Source organism: Treponema phagedenis, from assembly GCF_008153345.1.
Lineage (GTDB): Bacteria > Spirochaetota > Spirochaetia > Treponematales > Treponemataceae > Treponema > Treponema phagedenis.
The window spans coordinates 429,457-444,918 of the sequence record NZ_CP042818.1 but is presented as its reverse complement, the minus strand read 5'-3'; the positions used below and the strand labels follow the sequence as shown (position 1 = coordinate 444,918).

Below are 15,462 nucleotides of genomic sequence, written 5' to 3'. Positions count from 1 at the left end.
TACAATGATTAAAGTATTAATTTTTTTGATTTTATGCAGTTGTTTCGGCGTAGGCGGTTTAGTCTTTGGCATTATTTTCGGCGTAATAAGATTAGCATTTAAAATAGTGTTCAGCATTATTGCGCTGCTTTTTCTTATTTTTATTGCAGTACCGATGTTCTTCTATTTGATATTATAACATATGCCAACATTCCTCTATCATCTTAAATAGATTTTTAATGCAGGTAATATGAGAGGTAAAAAATTTTACAAAAAAGAGCTTCGGGTTTTGTCTGTTACCTGAGACGCTCAGACAAAACATCGTTTTGAGTTGAGCAACGGTGAGCAGTTTACCATAGGCATGCAGAAGCCACCGTTCATAATTGATTATTTTATAGTAAAGGAAAACAAATATGGGAAAGAAAATATTTAAAGCGCTTTTTATCATTCTACTCGGCATAGCGTTTATTGCCGGCGGCTACTTACTTGGAGGCAGACTAAAACAAAACACGTGGGGCTCGCCTTTTTTAGGAAAAATTTTCGGCTCATCGCAGAAGAAAAATAGTAATCATAAACAACTGCGAAATGACAACTTCCCCGTTAATGATTCCGGTTTTACAGTAATTGATAAACCAGAAATCAAAAACCTTGATATAAATCTTTCATATGCAAATATCATAATTAAAGGCAGTGAGCATAACGAAATCACATATCAAATAACCAATGATGAAAAAATAAAAGTCCTTGTGGAACTTCAAGGCGATACTCTTAGAATAGACGATAATGTGGATAAACGTTCTTGGAATTTTTTGAACTTGGTTGGTGTAAATACGGAAAAAACCTATCCTAATCTTACGCTCTATATACCCTACAGTATTCTTTATGACAGCATTGCGATTCGACAAGACATTGGAGCATGTGTATTACAAGGGCTTTCCACCTATTCTTTACACCTGAAAACAGGCGTCGGCGAAGCCGAAGTTACCGGCATCACTGCCGCAAAAACCATAATCAAAACCGGCGTCGGTGAATCTAATTTTACCCGCTGCGATTTTACCGATATGTATCTTTCTTCCGGTGTCGGCGAAACAACCTTCAGCGGAAAATTATCAGGCAACTCCGAAATCAAATCCGGCATTGGCGAAGTGCATTTTGAAATTGAGGCAAAAAAAAAAGCTATAGCATAAGCACTTCTCAGGGTATTGGGGAGATATATGTTGATTCGCAACGAGTAGGAAAAACACTTGGAACGCAATATTCTCAAAGCTCTATTCAAGACGAAAACAATACACTCAAAATAGAGAATGGAATTGGATCGGTGTATCTCAAGTTTACCGAGTAAAATTTTTCGATTATAGGGAATTGCCGATTTTGTTTAACGCCAATGTTCAACATTGACACATGCAATTCCTAATGGCTCTATTGCGGCTAGAGGAACCGAAAGGCTAAGATTTCGACGTACCGAATTTTTTCGCTAAGCTTTCAATAATCGTTTTAACATTCTCCGCAGGTAAAAAATTGTTTTCATAATTTAATTTCCGCAATCTGTTAAGCGGAGAAATAACCAGATTGGAAAGTCTATTGTTTTGGCAATGCAGGGTTTGCAAATCGGTACAGTATTTAAGGTTTAATTCTGTTAAATAGTTATCGTTGCAAACCACTGTTCGTAACAGTGTACAGCGATTAATATGCAGCTCATTCAGTTTTGAATGTTCGCATGACAGACTTAGAAGTTTTGGACTTTGATTTAAGTGCAAAGATTGCAGCGAAGTATATGCGCAAGAGAGCTTTTGCAATTCCGGACAAATAAGCTTAAGAGATTGTAAAGCCGGAAGAAATGAAAAATGAGCGTTAATAAGACTGGTAGATTTAATACGCAGCTGCGAGAGCTCATCGTTTTTAATAATTGAAATTGATTTAACATTCCCTACCAGCGAACATGTTTCACCGCTTAAAGTAATCGTTACCATTCCGTTTTCCTGCATCTGCACATGTTCCGCCCCGCCTACCTCCACCCGCTGCCCCTGTGCTATTCCAAGCGTTGCGGTAAACGAAACGCCGCTTTTTGCAAAATTCAGCTGTATAACATTATCGGTGTTTGCAAAATCGGTCTCTTCCTGTTTATTTTCATTATTTCGATAGTGCTGTTTTTTTACGCAGCAAAACAAGAGTCCACTAAAAACTAAAAGCACAAGCAATAAAAATCCGGTATATGATTTATTCAAAGCAGTTCCTTTTCTATAGCAGCAAGTATAATCGTATAGCACGTAAAAGACAAGAATCGATTGCTTTAATCTTTATCAAAAACTTTTACCGTTTTAGATTTCACCGAATAGTATTGTAGCTTTTTTTGATGCCTTCAATTAGTTTTTTAATTCATCTAATACAAATCAGATAATTTTATAAAAGAGCCCGACACGGCGCAACGGCGAAGTTTTGAAAATTTACTTTAACTTCGCCTACGAGTTTTAAAGCTTCAATTTTACAATTTACTGTTGATGCTTTAAAACATCGTTTGGAATTTCGCAACGGTGAGCAATTTACCATAGGAATGCTAAATCCGCAAGCCACCTGTTGATGTCCCGATTAGCATAACAGCAACTTCATTACAGAACATTATACTATGAAGGTTGCAGTTTATGTATTACCTACCGGTTTTTATTCTTTAAATCTGTTTATTTCTATTGCAAGCTCCTCTATACTTTTTTTGTTTTTTTGGGTTATTTGTTCTACGTCTTGAATGGAATTATTTATTTGTACCGCTCCCGCAGCCATTTCATCCATGCTGTTTGTAATAATCTGTGTAAGCTCTGTTAACTTTCTCATCTCCGTCACAATGTTTTTTCCGCCGGAAAGCATTTTATCGGAATCATTTTGCACATCAATTGTTACCTCATTAATGTCTCGTATTGCCGTCAACACTTCAGAGCTTCCGTGACCTTGCTCTTTCAGTGCAGAAACTAACCGTAAACTAATCGATTTGACTTCTTCGGATAACGAATAAATTGCATTAAAGTTTTCCATTGTTCTTTTAGTTGAAGATGCCAATGTTTCAAGCTCCCCGCCAAACTGTTTTAAAGTTACTGTTATTGATCTTCCCTGTGTACTTGATTCTTCGGCAAGCTTTCTGATCTCATCGGCAACAACCGCAAAACCTTTTCCCGCATCACCTGCATGAGCTGCTTCAATTGCCGCATTCATCGCAAGTAGGTTTGTTTGACTTGCAATATGCTGAATAACATTACTTGCTTCTAATAAGGTTCCCGATTCTTCTGCAATTTTTTGCATAATTGTATTTGCAGTATCCATATTTGTTCTTCCCTCATCCGTTGCCGTAACAAGGGACTGCACGGTTATATCAGAACTTTCCACTGCTTGAGTAATTGAACCTATATTTGCAACCATTTCTTCAATAACCGAGGATGATTCGGCAACGTTTGCAGCCTGCCGATCAATGCTTGCGTTAAGCTGTTCTATAAGAAGCATTATGCTGTCAATAGCCTCGCTTGCTTCCGTTACACTTTCAGCTTGTATAAAGGTTTGTTGCTTCACTTCATTAATATTCGTGCTGATTTGATTTACTGCGCCGGCTGATTCGCTCATATTTTCTGACAACACTTCTTCGGTTTCTTTTATTTCAAAACTTTTATTCTTAAGTACCTTTATCATTTGCTGTAAGCGATCCAGATACCGGTTAAAATAACTGGTAACTTCACCCATCTCATTAAAATTTCGTATTGCGATTCTGCGTGATATTTCCACATCATTGTCACCTAAAAGCAATAGCAGTTGGTTTTTTAATGAATTTGTTTGTATACTGTCTTGCCGTTTTGAAAGCAAAGTAAAGACAATGATAACAACCAGAATATATATGCCTAAGGTAACATAAGAAGAAACGTAGTCGGAACGTCCTTCTGCAATTACCTTCGGCTGCATATAATACCATTGAATAACAAAAGTATGCGCTATACTAAAAACCAAAACAGCAATCGGGAAAAGAACATTTTTCAAAGAAAAAATATCATGTTTTTGATTCACGATATCTGTGATGCCTAAAAGTTTTTTAACCGGCTGCATTAATATATCAAGCAATACTGTGGTTAAAAAAGCAATTAAAAATGATTCGGTATACCGCACTAAAACCACAGTATGTGCAGGTGTTGTAGATATTTTTGCTACAACTAACAAAAGGGAAAAAATTACCCAAAGCAAAAGAGAGAACATTGCGGAAAAGGTATAGAAGAACTGAAGACGCTTAAAAATATACTCTATGTCAATGTTCTTCTTTTCCTCTTTTTCTGTAGAAAGCATTTCCCATAAAGGAGATAAAATTTTCATAAAAACCAAATAACATGAAATGCCTACTACAATGCAAACTACCACCGCGATATAAATATTTCTTTGCAAAACAACCCCTTCAAAACTTCTGCCCATGAAGGGGTTGTGTTTATTTAAGAAAATACCGCCTCGCACTGTGGTAAAAAGCTGAATACTCAAAAACCCTATAAAAATCTTTATAAGCGTTTTTCTTTTTAGCTCTTCAATTTCTGAATTTATATTTTTCTGACCGGGGGGGGGGGGGGGGGGGGTAATTATCCATTTTAACAAATCTCCTTTAAATCATGTATTTCTTAATCAATTATAGTATGATATAATTACACTGTCAAGAATATCGCCGATAGTAAAATTAACACTATGTTAACAAAAAATTATTTCAAATGTAATCTTTCAAGGTTAATATGGTTTATAAATGATACAAATAGAAATGCACAGATCGAAGATTTAAAAATTATTTTTATTGTTTTAAATATAAACTAAATTTACATACGGTAGTTTTAAAAATCAATACACTATATCCTATAAACACATTTTATTTTCTTTTATAAACACCTGAATGCACAGCTGCCTATAATTTATAAAAAACTTGGAGGAACACTATGAAATCAAAAAAAGAAATTATCACCGAAAACCGTTTATTGGAATCGGTAAAAGATAACCCCATTGTCAGTAAGCTCTTAGGGATTCTTATTGATGACCCTGAAATTGAAGCTTTGCAAGAATGCGCAAACTCTGTTTCCATCGTGCGGTTAGGTTTCAATGACCACGGGCCGGTACATATGAAATTGGTTACCGCTAATGCGCTTAAGATATTAAAACTTCTTTCGGCGGCAAATATTAAAACAAGTATCGAAGCCGAAGAAACCGGTACAATCGAAGATAGCTATTGTGCGGTTACGCTTGCCGCCTATTTGCATGATATCGGTATGGCACTTACGCGCAAAGACCACGAGCTTTTTTCAATGATGCTTGCTTTGCCGATTATTGAGCGAAGCTTGGATAAACTCGGCATAACCTCATACGAACGGCGCGCAGTGATAAAAACAACCGCATGCGAATGTATTATCGGGCATATGGCAACCCGTCCTATCAACTCAATCGAGGCGGGCATTGTGCTGGTAGCTGACGGCTGCGACATGAAAAAGGGCAGAGCGCGCATTCCGATGGAATTAAATACGGAGGCACGTATTGGCGACATCCACAAGTATTCGGCAAACTCAATAGAATCAATTCGAATTACAAAAGGCGAAGAAAAGCCGGTGCGTATTGATGTAGAGATGAGCGGCGATGTAGGCTTTTTTCAAATTGAAGAAGTACTTATGGGAAAAATAAATATGAGTCCCGCAAAACCGTATATTTCACTTTACGCAAAATCAGGCGATGATGAACCGAAAAAGTATTTATAAAAATCTGTCAGCCGCAACATCCCATTCGCCCATACGTTACAACTTTTGAACTCACAGCAAACTGTGAACAGAACCGCCACGGACGTTAAAACCGGATTTAAGCATTACTATGGTAAATTGCTCACCGTTGCGCCGTGTCGGACTCCTCTTTATTAAAATTTATCTTTACAAATACGTTTGCAAAAAAAAGTGACCAATGTCATTAAAAAAAATGACGTTTAGCACTGTGGGGCGTTACAAGCTTGCGGTATGATAAGTTAATCGCATGCCTAACGTGCAAGGCTTCGACAAACGTTTTTCTGTATTTTCGTGTTAAAATCATGGAATAACGGCTTGACAGGTTTTTTTAAAACTGATATCACTTTGATATCATATTGATACGGAGGTCTTTTATGAAAGAGATTGAGTTAAAAGCAAAAAACGGATTTGTAATGATTGCGGTTTTACTGCTTGTGGAATTATTTTGTATTATCGCCATAGTAGTTTCCGCACAGGCCTTGTCGCTGGAAATTATTTCTCCGGGCATTTTCGGAACAATACTTCCACTGCTGATTATCATAATAACAATAACCGGCATTTCCTTTATAGGGATTAAAGTTATAAAACCGCAGGAAGCACTTGTACTTACGCTCTTCGGAAAATATATCGGCACCTTAAAAAAAGAAGGTATTTATTTTGTCAATCCTTTTTGCGTTGCGGTAAACCCTGCGGCAAAAACAACACTCAGACAAAGCGGCGATGTAAATAAAGACGGAGAGGCTGATATTTCTATAAACGGTTTTCGCTTATCAACTATGTCGCTGGTAAACAAAAAAATTTCGCTCAAGCAAATGACCTTAAACAATAATAGACAAAAAATAAATGACCGGCTTGGAAATCCGATCGAAATCGGCATTGCGGTTATTTGGAAAATTGTCGATACCGCGCAAGCTGTTTTTACAGTTGACAATTACAAAGAATATCTTTCACTGCAATGCGATATTGCACTAAGAAACATTGTAAAAATTTATCCCTATGATGTTGCGGAAAATATTGATACCACCGGCGACGGCATCCCCGATGAAGGCTCTCTGCGCGGTTCGTCGGAAATTGTTGCAAAAAGAATTAAAGAAGAAATTCAATCCAAGGTGCATACGGCGGGCATTGAAATTATTGAAGCACGAATTACATACCTCGCATACTCACAGGAAATTGCGGCAACAATGCTTCAGCGTCAACAAGCTTCGGCAATCATTGATGCGCGCAAAATGATTGTTGACGGAGCGGTCGGCATGGTTGAAATGGCTTTGGATAAACTCAATGAAAGCGGCAAAGTTATTCTTGATGAAGAGCGAAAAGCTGCGATGGTTTCAAACCTGCTGGTGGTATTATGCGGAAATAAAGATGCGCAGCCGGTTGTCAATTCGGGCAGTTTATATTAATGGCCAAAGACGAAAAAAAACAAATACCATTACGATTATCCGCAAAACTCTACAATCAAATAGCGGCGTGGGCGGAAGACGATTTTCGTTCCGTAAACGGACAAATTGAATATCTGCTCACGCTCTGCGTAAATGAACGAAAGAAAAGCGGAAAATATGTTTCATCGAACGTGACGAGTAAAAAAGACATCCAAAAAAATATCGATGAAACCGACTAAAAAGAAACCGAGTAAATTTTACTTGACTTAATATTATACGGGGTTATATAAAACATAATACATATTTAAAAAGAGCCCGACACGGCTCAAGGGCGAAGTTGTGAAAATTTACTTTAACTTCGCCTACGAGTTTTAAAGCTTCAATTTTATAATTTACTGTTGATGCTTTAAAACATCGTTTGGAATTTCGCTACGGTGAGCAAGTTTACCATAGGAATGCAAAAGCCGTTATTATTAAACGCTTACGAAATTCTATGAAAAGAGATTTTCATTGCTGTGCCGAGAAAGTGTAAAAACCGGAAAAGAAATTTCTTCTTTTTTGAAGTAAAATGCTTGACATAAATGTTATACAGTTTTATATCTATCTATATGCTTATTACAAACCTGCTTAAACAAACAAATTGTTTATATGCAGTAAAAAATATATTCGGAGGGTACCATGCATATTGTACAAGTTAAAAACTTAAAAAAAATTTACCCCTTGGGCAAGGTTTTTGTCGAAGCGGTAAAGGGCATTGACTTTGAAATAGAACAGGGGGCATTTGTTTCTATCTCAGGGCCTTCGGGATCGGGCAAGTCAACCATCTTAAACATGATAGGCTTAATTGATACGCCGACCGCCGGGGAACTTATTATCAATGAACAGCCGATTTATTCTGAAAAGGATTTTGCCCTTTTGGATAAGTATATGAAAAAAAACAAAAAGGCAAAAATCCCCGCCCGACTTGACAGACGGATGACCGGATTACGGCATGAGTATTTAGGATTTATTTTTCAGTCCTTTAATCTTGTGCCGGTTTTAAATGTGTACGAAAACATTGAGTTTCCGCTTTTGTTCGGCAAGCAAAAAGAAAGTTCAGAAAAAAGAAAAGAATGGATTGAGTATTTGATTGAGCGCGTCGGCATTTGATTTTTTTCCGATATGACCTCCGCAAACTTCGCTTGTACTTCCGCCTATTAAAAAAATATCTCCGCTTTCAAGCTCGGAGTGTTTAACAGCTTCTTTAACAGCCGCAATCGTTTGCGCCGCTATTTGATCAAAATCAATCTCTTTCATAATAATTTTAAATCCTTAAAATAAAAAGCCCTATCATAAAATTTTATTTATTTTATAATAGGGACAAAAACATCTTCGCTTTTTATTTACAGCATATTTACAAAAAATCTTATTGCAAAAATAATGAATAAAACAAAGGTAACAACATGAACATCTTTGAATTTGCCGGTTAAAACTTTTAAAATTACATACGACAGAATACCGTATACAATTCCTTCGGCAACACTGTATGCAAAGGGCATCATAATCATTGTTAAAAATGCGGGGATACCTTCGGTCGGATCTTTATAATTAATATTACCTGCCTGCGACATCATTAAAAACCCGACAATAATCAATGCGGGAGCGGTTGCCGCTGCCGGTATTAACAAAAACACCGGAGAAAATAAAAGCGCAAGAATAAACATGACGGCAGTTGTAAAAGCGGTAAGACCGGTCTTTCCGCCCGCTGCAACACCGGAGGTACTTTCAACATAACTTGTTACGGTTGAAGTTCCCATTGCTGCTCCGATTGCTGTACCGATTGCATCGGCAAGCAAGGCTTCTTTTACTTTAGGAATTTTACCATCCTTATCCGTCAACCCCGCTTGCTCCGAAACTCCAAGGAGCGTTCCTACCGTATCAAAAATATCAACAAATAAAAATGAAAAGAACACCGTAAAAAATTTCAGTGATAACACATTTGAAAAATCAAAATGAAATAATTGCGGTGCCGCAGGAATACTGATCGGCATCCATCCCTGCCAACCTCCAAACGGTGCGGTTATTTTCATCGGAATTCCGATAATTGTTGTTGCAAGAATTCCCAGCAATATTGCACCGGGAACTTTTAAAATAAAAAGCGTACAGGTAATAACCAAACCTATCAGCGCTAAAACCGCCGAAGAATTTCCCGCGAAGCTTCCTAAGCCGACTAAGGTTGCTTCATTCTTAACAATGATTCCGGAATTTTGCAAAGCAATAAAAGTGATAAAAATGCCGATACCGGCAGCAACCGCTTTTTTTAGATTTGTCGGAATGGAATTTATTATTGCTTCCCGCACATTTATTAACGATAGCAAAATAAAAAGAATACCTTCTAAAAACACTGCGGTAAGAGCCGAAGCGGGTGAAAATCCGTACCCGATTACAACGCTGTATGTAAAAAATGCGTTTAAGCCCATACCCGATGCAAGCGCTACCGGAAGGTTTGCTAAAAACGCCATCGCCATAGTTGCAATTGCGGCTGACAATGCCGTTGCGGTAAACACCGCATTTTTATCAAGCCCCGCTTCACTGAGTATGGCCGGGTTTACCGCAAGAATATACGCCATTGCTAAAAAGGTTGTAATGCCGGCAAGCACCTCTGTCTGCACCGAGGTGTTATGCTCTTTCAATTTAAAGATTTTTTCCATGAGACATGCTCCTTAAAAGATAAACGAGCCTAAAATCTCAAAAAGATTTTAAGCGATGAGCGAGTATAGCATAATTTATCTTTAGCGGCAATTAGTCTTGGAACTATTCAAAATTGATGCTATCGGATTAAAATAATACCGGGTGTTGCGGTTTGAGCTTTGCAGCAAAACCGGCTTTAGTTTTAAGCTTGCCGGAACTTAGACAGTTGCAAACCGCCGGCGTACTACGGGCTTCGGCTATCGCCTACGGCTATTTGGCGGCAGAAATTGCTGCCGCCAAATGATCCGGCTTCGTACTTTTTAAAAAGTACTCGCCGCCCTCCGTCCGCCTAACACGGGTCAAAATGTTTTTGCTTGGAAACTGTTGCAAAAACATTTTGACCTTCGAGTTTTAAAGCTTTGCAAACTACTTTGCTTTAAAACATTGTTGACAATTGGTTTTTGACGCCATGTACAATACTAAAACGCCAATGGAACTTGCTAAAACTATTCGGTTTAGTTCTGTATGCTTGGCGTCGGCAACAAGCGTAGAAGAGGCAATAGGTTTTTGAAAAGCATTGCTGCTAACGGTATATAACCGGAGCGATTGCAACAAGGCTGTCAAAGGTCGGTTCTCCCGCATAGAGCTTTGCAATGATAACGGAAGAATCGGTAAAGCAAGAAATCTCCGCTTCAATTTTTGTATCCTGAGGGTTTAAACGCTTTACAAGTTTTTCTGCGGGGCTTGTGTATTCGACAGTCCAATGCGGAACCGCTTGCATGTTGAAGCCGGGCTTTACACAATCGGTAATACTGTTCTGTATGTTTTTTCCATCGGAAGAAACTTCCGACGTAAACACCGGTCCCTTTGTTATATACGTTTTCTGCGTTTTTATTGCACGCTGTAAAGCCTTATCGGCAGGTTCGCTTTTCTCGGTATCAACATACACGGCAAACTGTCCGGCAAAATCAGAGCGCCCGTGCAAATCCATACCGGCAGTCATTGCAATGCGGAAGCCTTGCAAACATAACTGCTCCCACCAGTCTATCCCCTTTTCATTTATGTGCTGCGGTTCGGGATTATTTATAATTTCGATAAAATCAATTGCGGTGTAATCATTGATTTGCATTTCCCATTTGCAGCCTTGCGCAATAGGCGCACCGTATGAAAACGGATGCGCAACACCGATAAGCGCTCCCGTTTGACGTAAAGGAGTAAATAGTTTTTCAGGCTGCAGCGGATTAATATTTTCCCACGGAATATAAGAGTACAAATTCAAACATAAAATATGACCGTAGTATGTTGTGTACTCCATACCGTACACACATTCGATCGGCGGATTTTTTGTTTGCAAAATTGATTGCGCTTTTTTATGTCCGGAGATTGTGTTATGGTCGGTTAAAGCAAATGCGTCAACTGTATCCGCAACCATGAAATCTATCAATTCTTCTACCGTTAGCGAACCGTCGGATTCATTTGTGTGATTGTGTAATTCAAAACGTTTGTACATACGCACCCCTATCCTGCCGAAAGCGAAACCGTATACCCTGTGTTATCGCAGAGCACATTAAAAAAAATAACGACAATCCGTATAACACCTTCTATCGCAGTTTGCGGAATTGCCCCTTCGGTTGCATACGACGGAGAAATGTATAAATGCCTGTCTTTCATTTGACGGTGAATACCGCCAATAAAAGTGTCATTCATTTGCACAATAAGCTGTATTTCCGTTTTCATGCTTTTTGCAATTTCGGCTGCTTCAACCTTGTCAATTTGCTCACCGTATTTTTCCCGCATCAGCATTTGTATTTCCGACTCGCATTCCGGACTCGGAGTTTTTATGCGTTGTTTATCAAATTGTAAATGCACATCCAATTCCGTATAAGTTTTATCAAGGCAAACCGTGTATGCAATTTGCCCGATAAATCCTTTGTTTACCTCACCGGCAGCCGTATATATTGTTTTCATGATAAAAATAAATCCCTCAACGATAAAAGAAATTTATCGCCTGTCGGATACTGCATAAAATCCGCACAGACGCCGGAATATTTTTCAAGCCGTTCAATCACGCCGGCTTTACCGAATTTTTTTTCCATTTGTTTTAAAAACACCCTATCCTGCAATGCTTCGTAAAAAACCTTTAAGCGGATTGACGGCAGCGGCTCATCCTTCCCCGGATACACACTGAACGAATCCCCTGCGGGAAAAGCTCCGCCCGCATCAGTTACCGTAAACGGGTCAATCAGTTTTCGCGAATATTGCGTATAGTAAAAATTGTAACCCCAATGCAAAAAACCGTCAATGTCGAATTTATACAAAAGCATGCCTAAGATTCTATTCCTCCATGACGGCATTGCAAAAAAACGATTTGATACGTGAACTGCTTGAGCGGAGCAATAATAGGCCCAAAGCGGTTTTACGTTTTTTGCAATAAACGGCGCAATCGAATCGATGGCGGCAACCGGAATTTCCGCAGCGCCGTCTTCCATAAATTCATAATGAGAAAGCGCATCAATAATCGGATAATCGCCGAGATGTTTTTTTACCATTGATTTCGCATATGTGTAATTTACCTTGTCTGCGAGCGAAGGCTCATCCGAAATATGAAAAAATGCGCGGTTTTTAAAACCCGCTTTTTCTATTTCAAGAATGAGTGCGGGTAAAAACACCGACAAAAATTCCGCATAGGAGTTATCTTTTAAATCGGTTTGCTTGCCGAACAAAAGAGTTTGCGTACCATTTTTACTGCCGAAAATTTGCGGCGGATGCTTTGCGCCCCATTGCGTAAAAAGATGCGATATTTCCAAATAGCGTATGCCGCATTTTTTTGCAAGCGCCGCATACCGATGGAATCGCTCAAACGAAAAAGAATACACACCGTTGTTTTCTTCAATGTCAACAAGCTGAACATTTTTTCGTTCGCTTGAATCATCTACATCAAGCGGCGGCGTAAAAACAGGCGTTAAAATCATTGACACTCCGTGAGAAGCCGCCATCTCCATAAATTGCGCTATACGATTCCAGTGTTGCTCGGAAAAAACCGCATCGCCGTAATAATCTGCAAGGCAATCAAGATGAAACCATTGCGTAAATTTAAAATCGTCTTTTTCCAAAACCTCATCGGCAACATGCAGGGTAAACACCGCCTGCGATTGCAAGTTTCGATTTTTAGCTTTTGCGGTCAGCGTGATTGTGTACACGCCGCTTTGAATGTTTTCGGGGATATCAGCTTCAATCCATACGCACTCGTTATATTCACTTGATAAAATAAACTGTTCTTGCAAAAGATTGTTTTCAATTTTGATAGGATACAAAACATCGGGAAACAAACCCTCATCGGTTGTGATATAATTGGCGTCGCATCTTTCCTTGCGTGCGGTAAGACGCGCGGGGATCATACCGACCCTAAACACACGGCAAGGGATACCTGCTGATTCAATCCGTATTTCCGTTTCTGTTGTGTCCGCATCGTTTTCCAGCTTGAGTGCAACCTGATACGAAAAACGTTCCCCGCGTAAAACTCGTGCAGCGTTTCTTTGCTTTTTTAAAAGCGGCGTTTCTTTGAATATTTTTTCAAGTGAGCTTACCTGACAAATTCGGATTGTGGGAATGCGGTAGGCATTACTGTTCGCATGCAGCCCCCGCTCGTCAATACAGTCAACGCGGATGTATCCTTCTTTTCCGTCGAGGCTGAACACCGCTTCGGTTATGTATTCATCTTCGGGGGCATTTTTTACATACACGCGCCGGCCTTCCGTTATAAGCGATATTTTTTTTACTGCGGAAGTATGAATATGCACCATGCCGTTTTCAATGTACAATTCTTTTATTTGCGGGCCCATTGATGCATAAAAATGACCGAGCTTTAACGCATTTGCAACAGCAGAATACGTAAGGCTTTCAGCTCTTATCATAGTAAAGCCGCCGAAAGAATCGCATTCGGGACTCCCTACCGGTGCGGCATTATGGTTATCATCTCCCGCAACACAGAACAGTTTTTTGTTATCGGGCAAGCGGAGCATTTCGTCATAGCTTTGCGGCGCATATCCGTACCCGCCTTCTTTTTCGCAACCGAAATTAAAAATCTCCATAGCCCAAAGATTTTTAAGATCCTTGTAATCGTCATAGTTTTGCAAAGACCAATACGGATGATTGTACGCCGTTAAAAATCCGAGTTTGGCGATTTTTTCAATATAGTCGTTTATTTCATCAATTCCGTAATACCAATCATTCGGCTGAATTACATCCTGTTTCTCATCTTTTTTATATTCAGGATCCGTGTCGATTATATTAAAGTGATATGTTTTAACGCGGTCAAACCCGCCACCCGTTGTGTCGGGCTCACTTGTTTCAACTTCGAGTCCGACAAGTGCAAGAAAATTTGAGTCCGTCAGTTCCGCGTGATTTTTGTAAATGCAGTGATCGGTAAACGCAACGATTGAATAACCCTTGCGCATGTACAGCTCTTTGAGCTCTGCCGGAGCAAAATGTCCATCGGAAAATACTGAGTGGCAGTGCATATTTGCTTTATACCATTCGCCCTCACGGGGTAGTAAATAGATACGTTCGTTCATACTGAGTCCTTATGTTAATTCGGTTGTTTTAAAGTGATTGATATCATCGTTTGTATTATGAAGCAGCGCTCATTCTTTTACAAATTTTTTCAGAATGATTACGGATAAAATTTTGTGAAAGTTTTAGCCTTTCACACTCCCTATCATCACGCCTTTTGCAAAATACTTTTGTATAAACGGGTAAACACAGAGTATCGGAAGCATGGTGATAACAACCGCCGCCATTTTTAACGAGTCCGAGGTTGCCGCTCGGGCTTGCGCCGCAATAAGCTGCGAGATTGTCGCTCCTTCTTTGCTTGCCGCCATTGCTTTTCTGAGCATTTGTTGTAGCACTGTTTGCACCGGCCATAATCTGCTGCTGTTCATATAAAATGCACCAGCAAACCAATCATTCCAATGCCCGACCGCGGTATATAATCCGATGACGGCAATAACCGGTTTACTCAATGGCAAGATAATTCTTGTATAAATACCTACGTAATTGCAGCCGTCTATCATTGCAGACTCTTCCAAGCTATAAGGAATGGTTTCAAAAAAGGTTCGCACCATAAATAAATAGTATGCACTGATAACGCCGGGAATAATATACACCCAAAAGCTGTTTAAAAGCCCAAGGTTTTTATATTGAATATAGGTTGGAATTAAGCCGCCGGAAAAAAGCATTGTGAGGGCAATAGCCATTGTAAAAAACGTTCTTCCCGGCAATGTTCTTATTTTAAGGACAAAAGCGGTCATAGTAATAAGCCAGATACTCAACACGGTGCCGATTACCGTTCGTGCAATAGTAATTCCGTATGCTCTTATTATCTGACCGTCTTTGAACACTTCTTTAAAATTATCCAACGTGAACACACGCGGAAAAAAATAAACACCGCCCCTTGCAGCATCGGCACCGTCATTAAAGGCAAGCGCAATAATATTCAGGCAAGGCAAAATAATTGAAGCGCATAAGAATAAAACAATTGCTACAATAAATATTTGCAATAATGCATCCTCTGCGCGCCGTAGCTTTTTTCTGATCTTGTATCTCTTTTTTGTATTAGGTAATTGCGCTTTCATATTTCTCCCTCTCGATTCGGAAAATCACGCACGGCA

At 39.3% G+C, this 15,462-nt stretch carries 13 protein-coding genes and 1 pseudogene; 6 read left to right on the top strand and 8 right to left on the bottom strand.

From position 1 onward, the window contains the following. Nucleotides 1–4 precede the first annotated feature (4 nt). Together FUT79_RS14960 and FUT79_RS01925 are read left to right on the top strand one after the other, a co-directional pair. The gene (locus tag FUT79_RS14960) at nt 5–178 is read left to right on the top strand and encodes a hypothetical protein (protein WP_002697232.1); all 174 of its coding nucleotides are present in this window, start codon (nt 5–7) and stop codon (nt 176–178) included. Between the two features lie 214 nt (nt 179–392). Then, nucleotides 393–1,166 (top strand): DUF4097 family beta strand repeat-containing protein, encoded by a 774-nt coding sequence (locus FUT79_RS01925; RefSeq protein ID WP_148889214.1) that lies wholly within the window; start codon nt 393–395, stop codon nt 1,164–1,166. A 258-nt stretch (nt 1,167–1,424) separates the two neighbouring features. Here the strand turns inward: FUT79_RS01925 and FUT79_RS01920 are convergent, their stop codons facing one another. After that, nucleotides 1,425–2,204 carry a leucine-rich repeat domain-containing protein gene (locus FUT79_RS01920; RefSeq protein WP_024752989.1) on the bottom strand — a complete coding sequence of 260 codons (780 nt, stop codon included), beginning with the start codon at nt 2,202–2,204 and terminating at the stop codon, nt 1,425–1,427. Nucleotides 2,205–2,637: 433 nt separating this feature from the next. Continuing rightward, nucleotides 2,638–4,587: a methyl-accepting chemotaxis protein gene (locus FUT79_RS01915; protein WP_244951114.1), complete on the bottom strand. Its 1,950-nt coding sequence runs from the start codon at nt 4,585–4,587 to the stop codon at nt 2,638–2,640. Nucleotides 4,588–4,916: 329 nt separating this feature from the next. Here FUT79_RS01915 and FUT79_RS01910 point away from each other — a divergent pair, with 329 nt between their 5' ends. From FUT79_RS01910 to FUT79_RS01895, 4 genes and pseudogenes are all read left to right on the top strand, one after another. Beyond that, nucleotides 4,917–5,723: a phosphohydrolase gene (locus FUT79_RS01910; protein ID WP_024752987.1), complete on the top strand. Its 807-nt coding sequence runs from the start codon at nt 4,917–4,919 to the stop codon at nt 5,721–5,723. Between the two features lie 392 nt (nt 5,724–6,115). Next, on the top strand, nt 6,116–7,144 hold the full coding sequence (locus tag FUT79_RS01905) for an SPFH domain-containing protein (RefSeq protein ID WP_002697239.1): 1,029 nt from the start codon (nt 6,116–6,118) through the stop codon (nt 7,142–7,144). Next, a complete protein-coding gene (locus FUT79_RS01900) occupies nt 7,144–7,362 on the top strand; it encodes a type II toxin-antitoxin system antitoxin (RefSeq protein ID WP_024752986.1) in 219 nt (72 codons plus the stop codon). Before FUT79_RS01905 ends, FUT79_RS01900 begins: the two co-directional genes overlap by 1 nt. 439 nt (nt 7,363–7,801) lie before the next feature. Continuing rightward, nucleotides 7,802–8,269: pseudogene (locus FUT79_RS01895) on the top strand (ABC transporter ATP-binding protein); the annotation flags it as partial. Here the strand turns inward: FUT79_RS01895 and FUT79_RS01890 are convergent. The 6 genes from FUT79_RS01890 to FUT79_RS01865 form a co-directional block, all read right to left on the bottom strand. Then, nucleotides 8,219–8,419 carry a DUF436 family protein gene (locus FUT79_RS01890; protein ID WP_148889213.1) on the bottom strand — a complete coding sequence of 67 codons (201 nt, stop codon included), beginning with the start codon at nt 8,417–8,419 and terminating at the stop codon, nt 8,219–8,221. The pseudogene FUT79_RS01895 and the gene FUT79_RS01890 overlap by 51 nt on opposite strands. 86 nt (nt 8,420–8,505) lie before the next feature. Next, entirely contained in the window at nt 8,506–9,813 is a 1,308-nt protein-coding gene (locus FUT79_RS01885; protein ID WP_002697257.1) for an NCS2 family permease, read from the bottom strand. 563 nt (nt 9,814–10,376) lie between these two features. Then, nucleotides 10,377–11,303 (bottom strand): CehA/McbA family metallohydrolase, encoded by a 927-nt coding sequence (locus FUT79_RS01880; protein ID WP_024752984.1) that lies wholly within the window; start codon nt 11,301–11,303, stop codon nt 10,377–10,379. Nucleotides 11,304–11,311: 8 nt separating this feature from the next. Next, nucleotides 11,312–11,761 carry a DUF6669 family protein gene (locus FUT79_RS01875; RefSeq protein WP_039943729.1) on the bottom strand — a complete coding sequence of 150 codons (450 nt, stop codon included), beginning with the start codon at nt 11,759–11,761 and terminating at the stop codon, nt 11,312–11,314. Further along, nucleotides 11,758–14,367: a glycoside hydrolase domain-containing protein gene (locus FUT79_RS01870; RefSeq protein WP_081718780.1), complete on the bottom strand. Its 2,610-nt coding sequence runs from the start codon at nt 14,365–14,367 to the stop codon at nt 11,758–11,760. Before FUT79_RS01870 ends, FUT79_RS01875 begins: the two co-directional genes overlap by 4 nt. A gap of 123 nt (nt 14,368–14,490) precedes the next feature. Continuing rightward, entirely contained in the window at nt 14,491–15,426 is a 936-nt protein-coding gene (locus tag FUT79_RS01865; protein WP_024752982.1) for a carbohydrate ABC transporter permease, read from the bottom strand. Nucleotides 15,427–15,462 lie beyond the last annotated feature (36 nt).

What these genes read in the sequence shown, in the direction of transcription:
- FUT79_RS01925 (WP_148889214.1), top strand. Translation starts at nt 393, where the DNA reads ATGGGAAAGAAAATATTTAAAGCGCTTTTTATCATTCTACTCGGCATA.
- FUT79_RS01880 (WP_024752984.1), bottom strand. Translation starts at nt 11,303, where the DNA reads ATGTACAAACGTTTTGAATTACACAATCACACAAATGAATCCGACGGT.
- FUT79_RS01905 (WP_002697239.1), top strand. Translation starts at nt 6,116, where the DNA reads ATGAAAGAGATTGAGTTAAAAGCAAAAAACGGATTTGTAATGATTGCG.
- FUT79_RS01900 (WP_024752986.1), top strand. Translation starts at nt 7,144, where the DNA reads ATGGCCAAAGACGAAAAAAAACAAATACCATTACGATTATCCGCAAAA.
- FUT79_RS01890 (WP_148889213.1), bottom strand. Translation starts at nt 8,419, where the DNA reads ATGAAAGAGATTGATTTTGATCAAATAGCGGCGCAAACGATTGCGGCT.
- FUT79_RS01910 (WP_024752987.1), top strand. Translation starts at nt 4,917, where the DNA reads ATGAAATCAAAAAAAGAAATTATCACCGAAAACCGTTTATTGGAATCG.
- FUT79_RS01870 (WP_081718780.1), bottom strand. Translation starts at nt 14,367, where the DNA reads ATGAACGAACGTATCTATTTACTACCCCGTGAGGGCGAATGGTATAAA.
- FUT79_RS01865 (WP_024752982.1), bottom strand. Translation starts at nt 15,426, where the DNA reads ATGAAAGCGCAATTACCTAATACAAAAAAGAGATACAAGATCAGAAAA.
- FUT79_RS14960 (WP_002697232.1), top strand. Translation starts at nt 5, where the DNA reads ATGATTAAAGTATTAATTTTTTTGATTTTATGCAGTTGTTTCGGCGTA.
- FUT79_RS01875 (WP_039943729.1), bottom strand. Translation starts at nt 11,761, where the DNA reads ATGAAAACAATATATACGGCTGCCGGTGAGGTAAACAAAGGATTTATC.
- FUT79_RS01885 (WP_002697257.1), bottom strand. Translation starts at nt 9,813, where the DNA reads ATGGAAAAAATCTTTAAATTGAAAGAGCATAACACCTCGGTGCAGACA.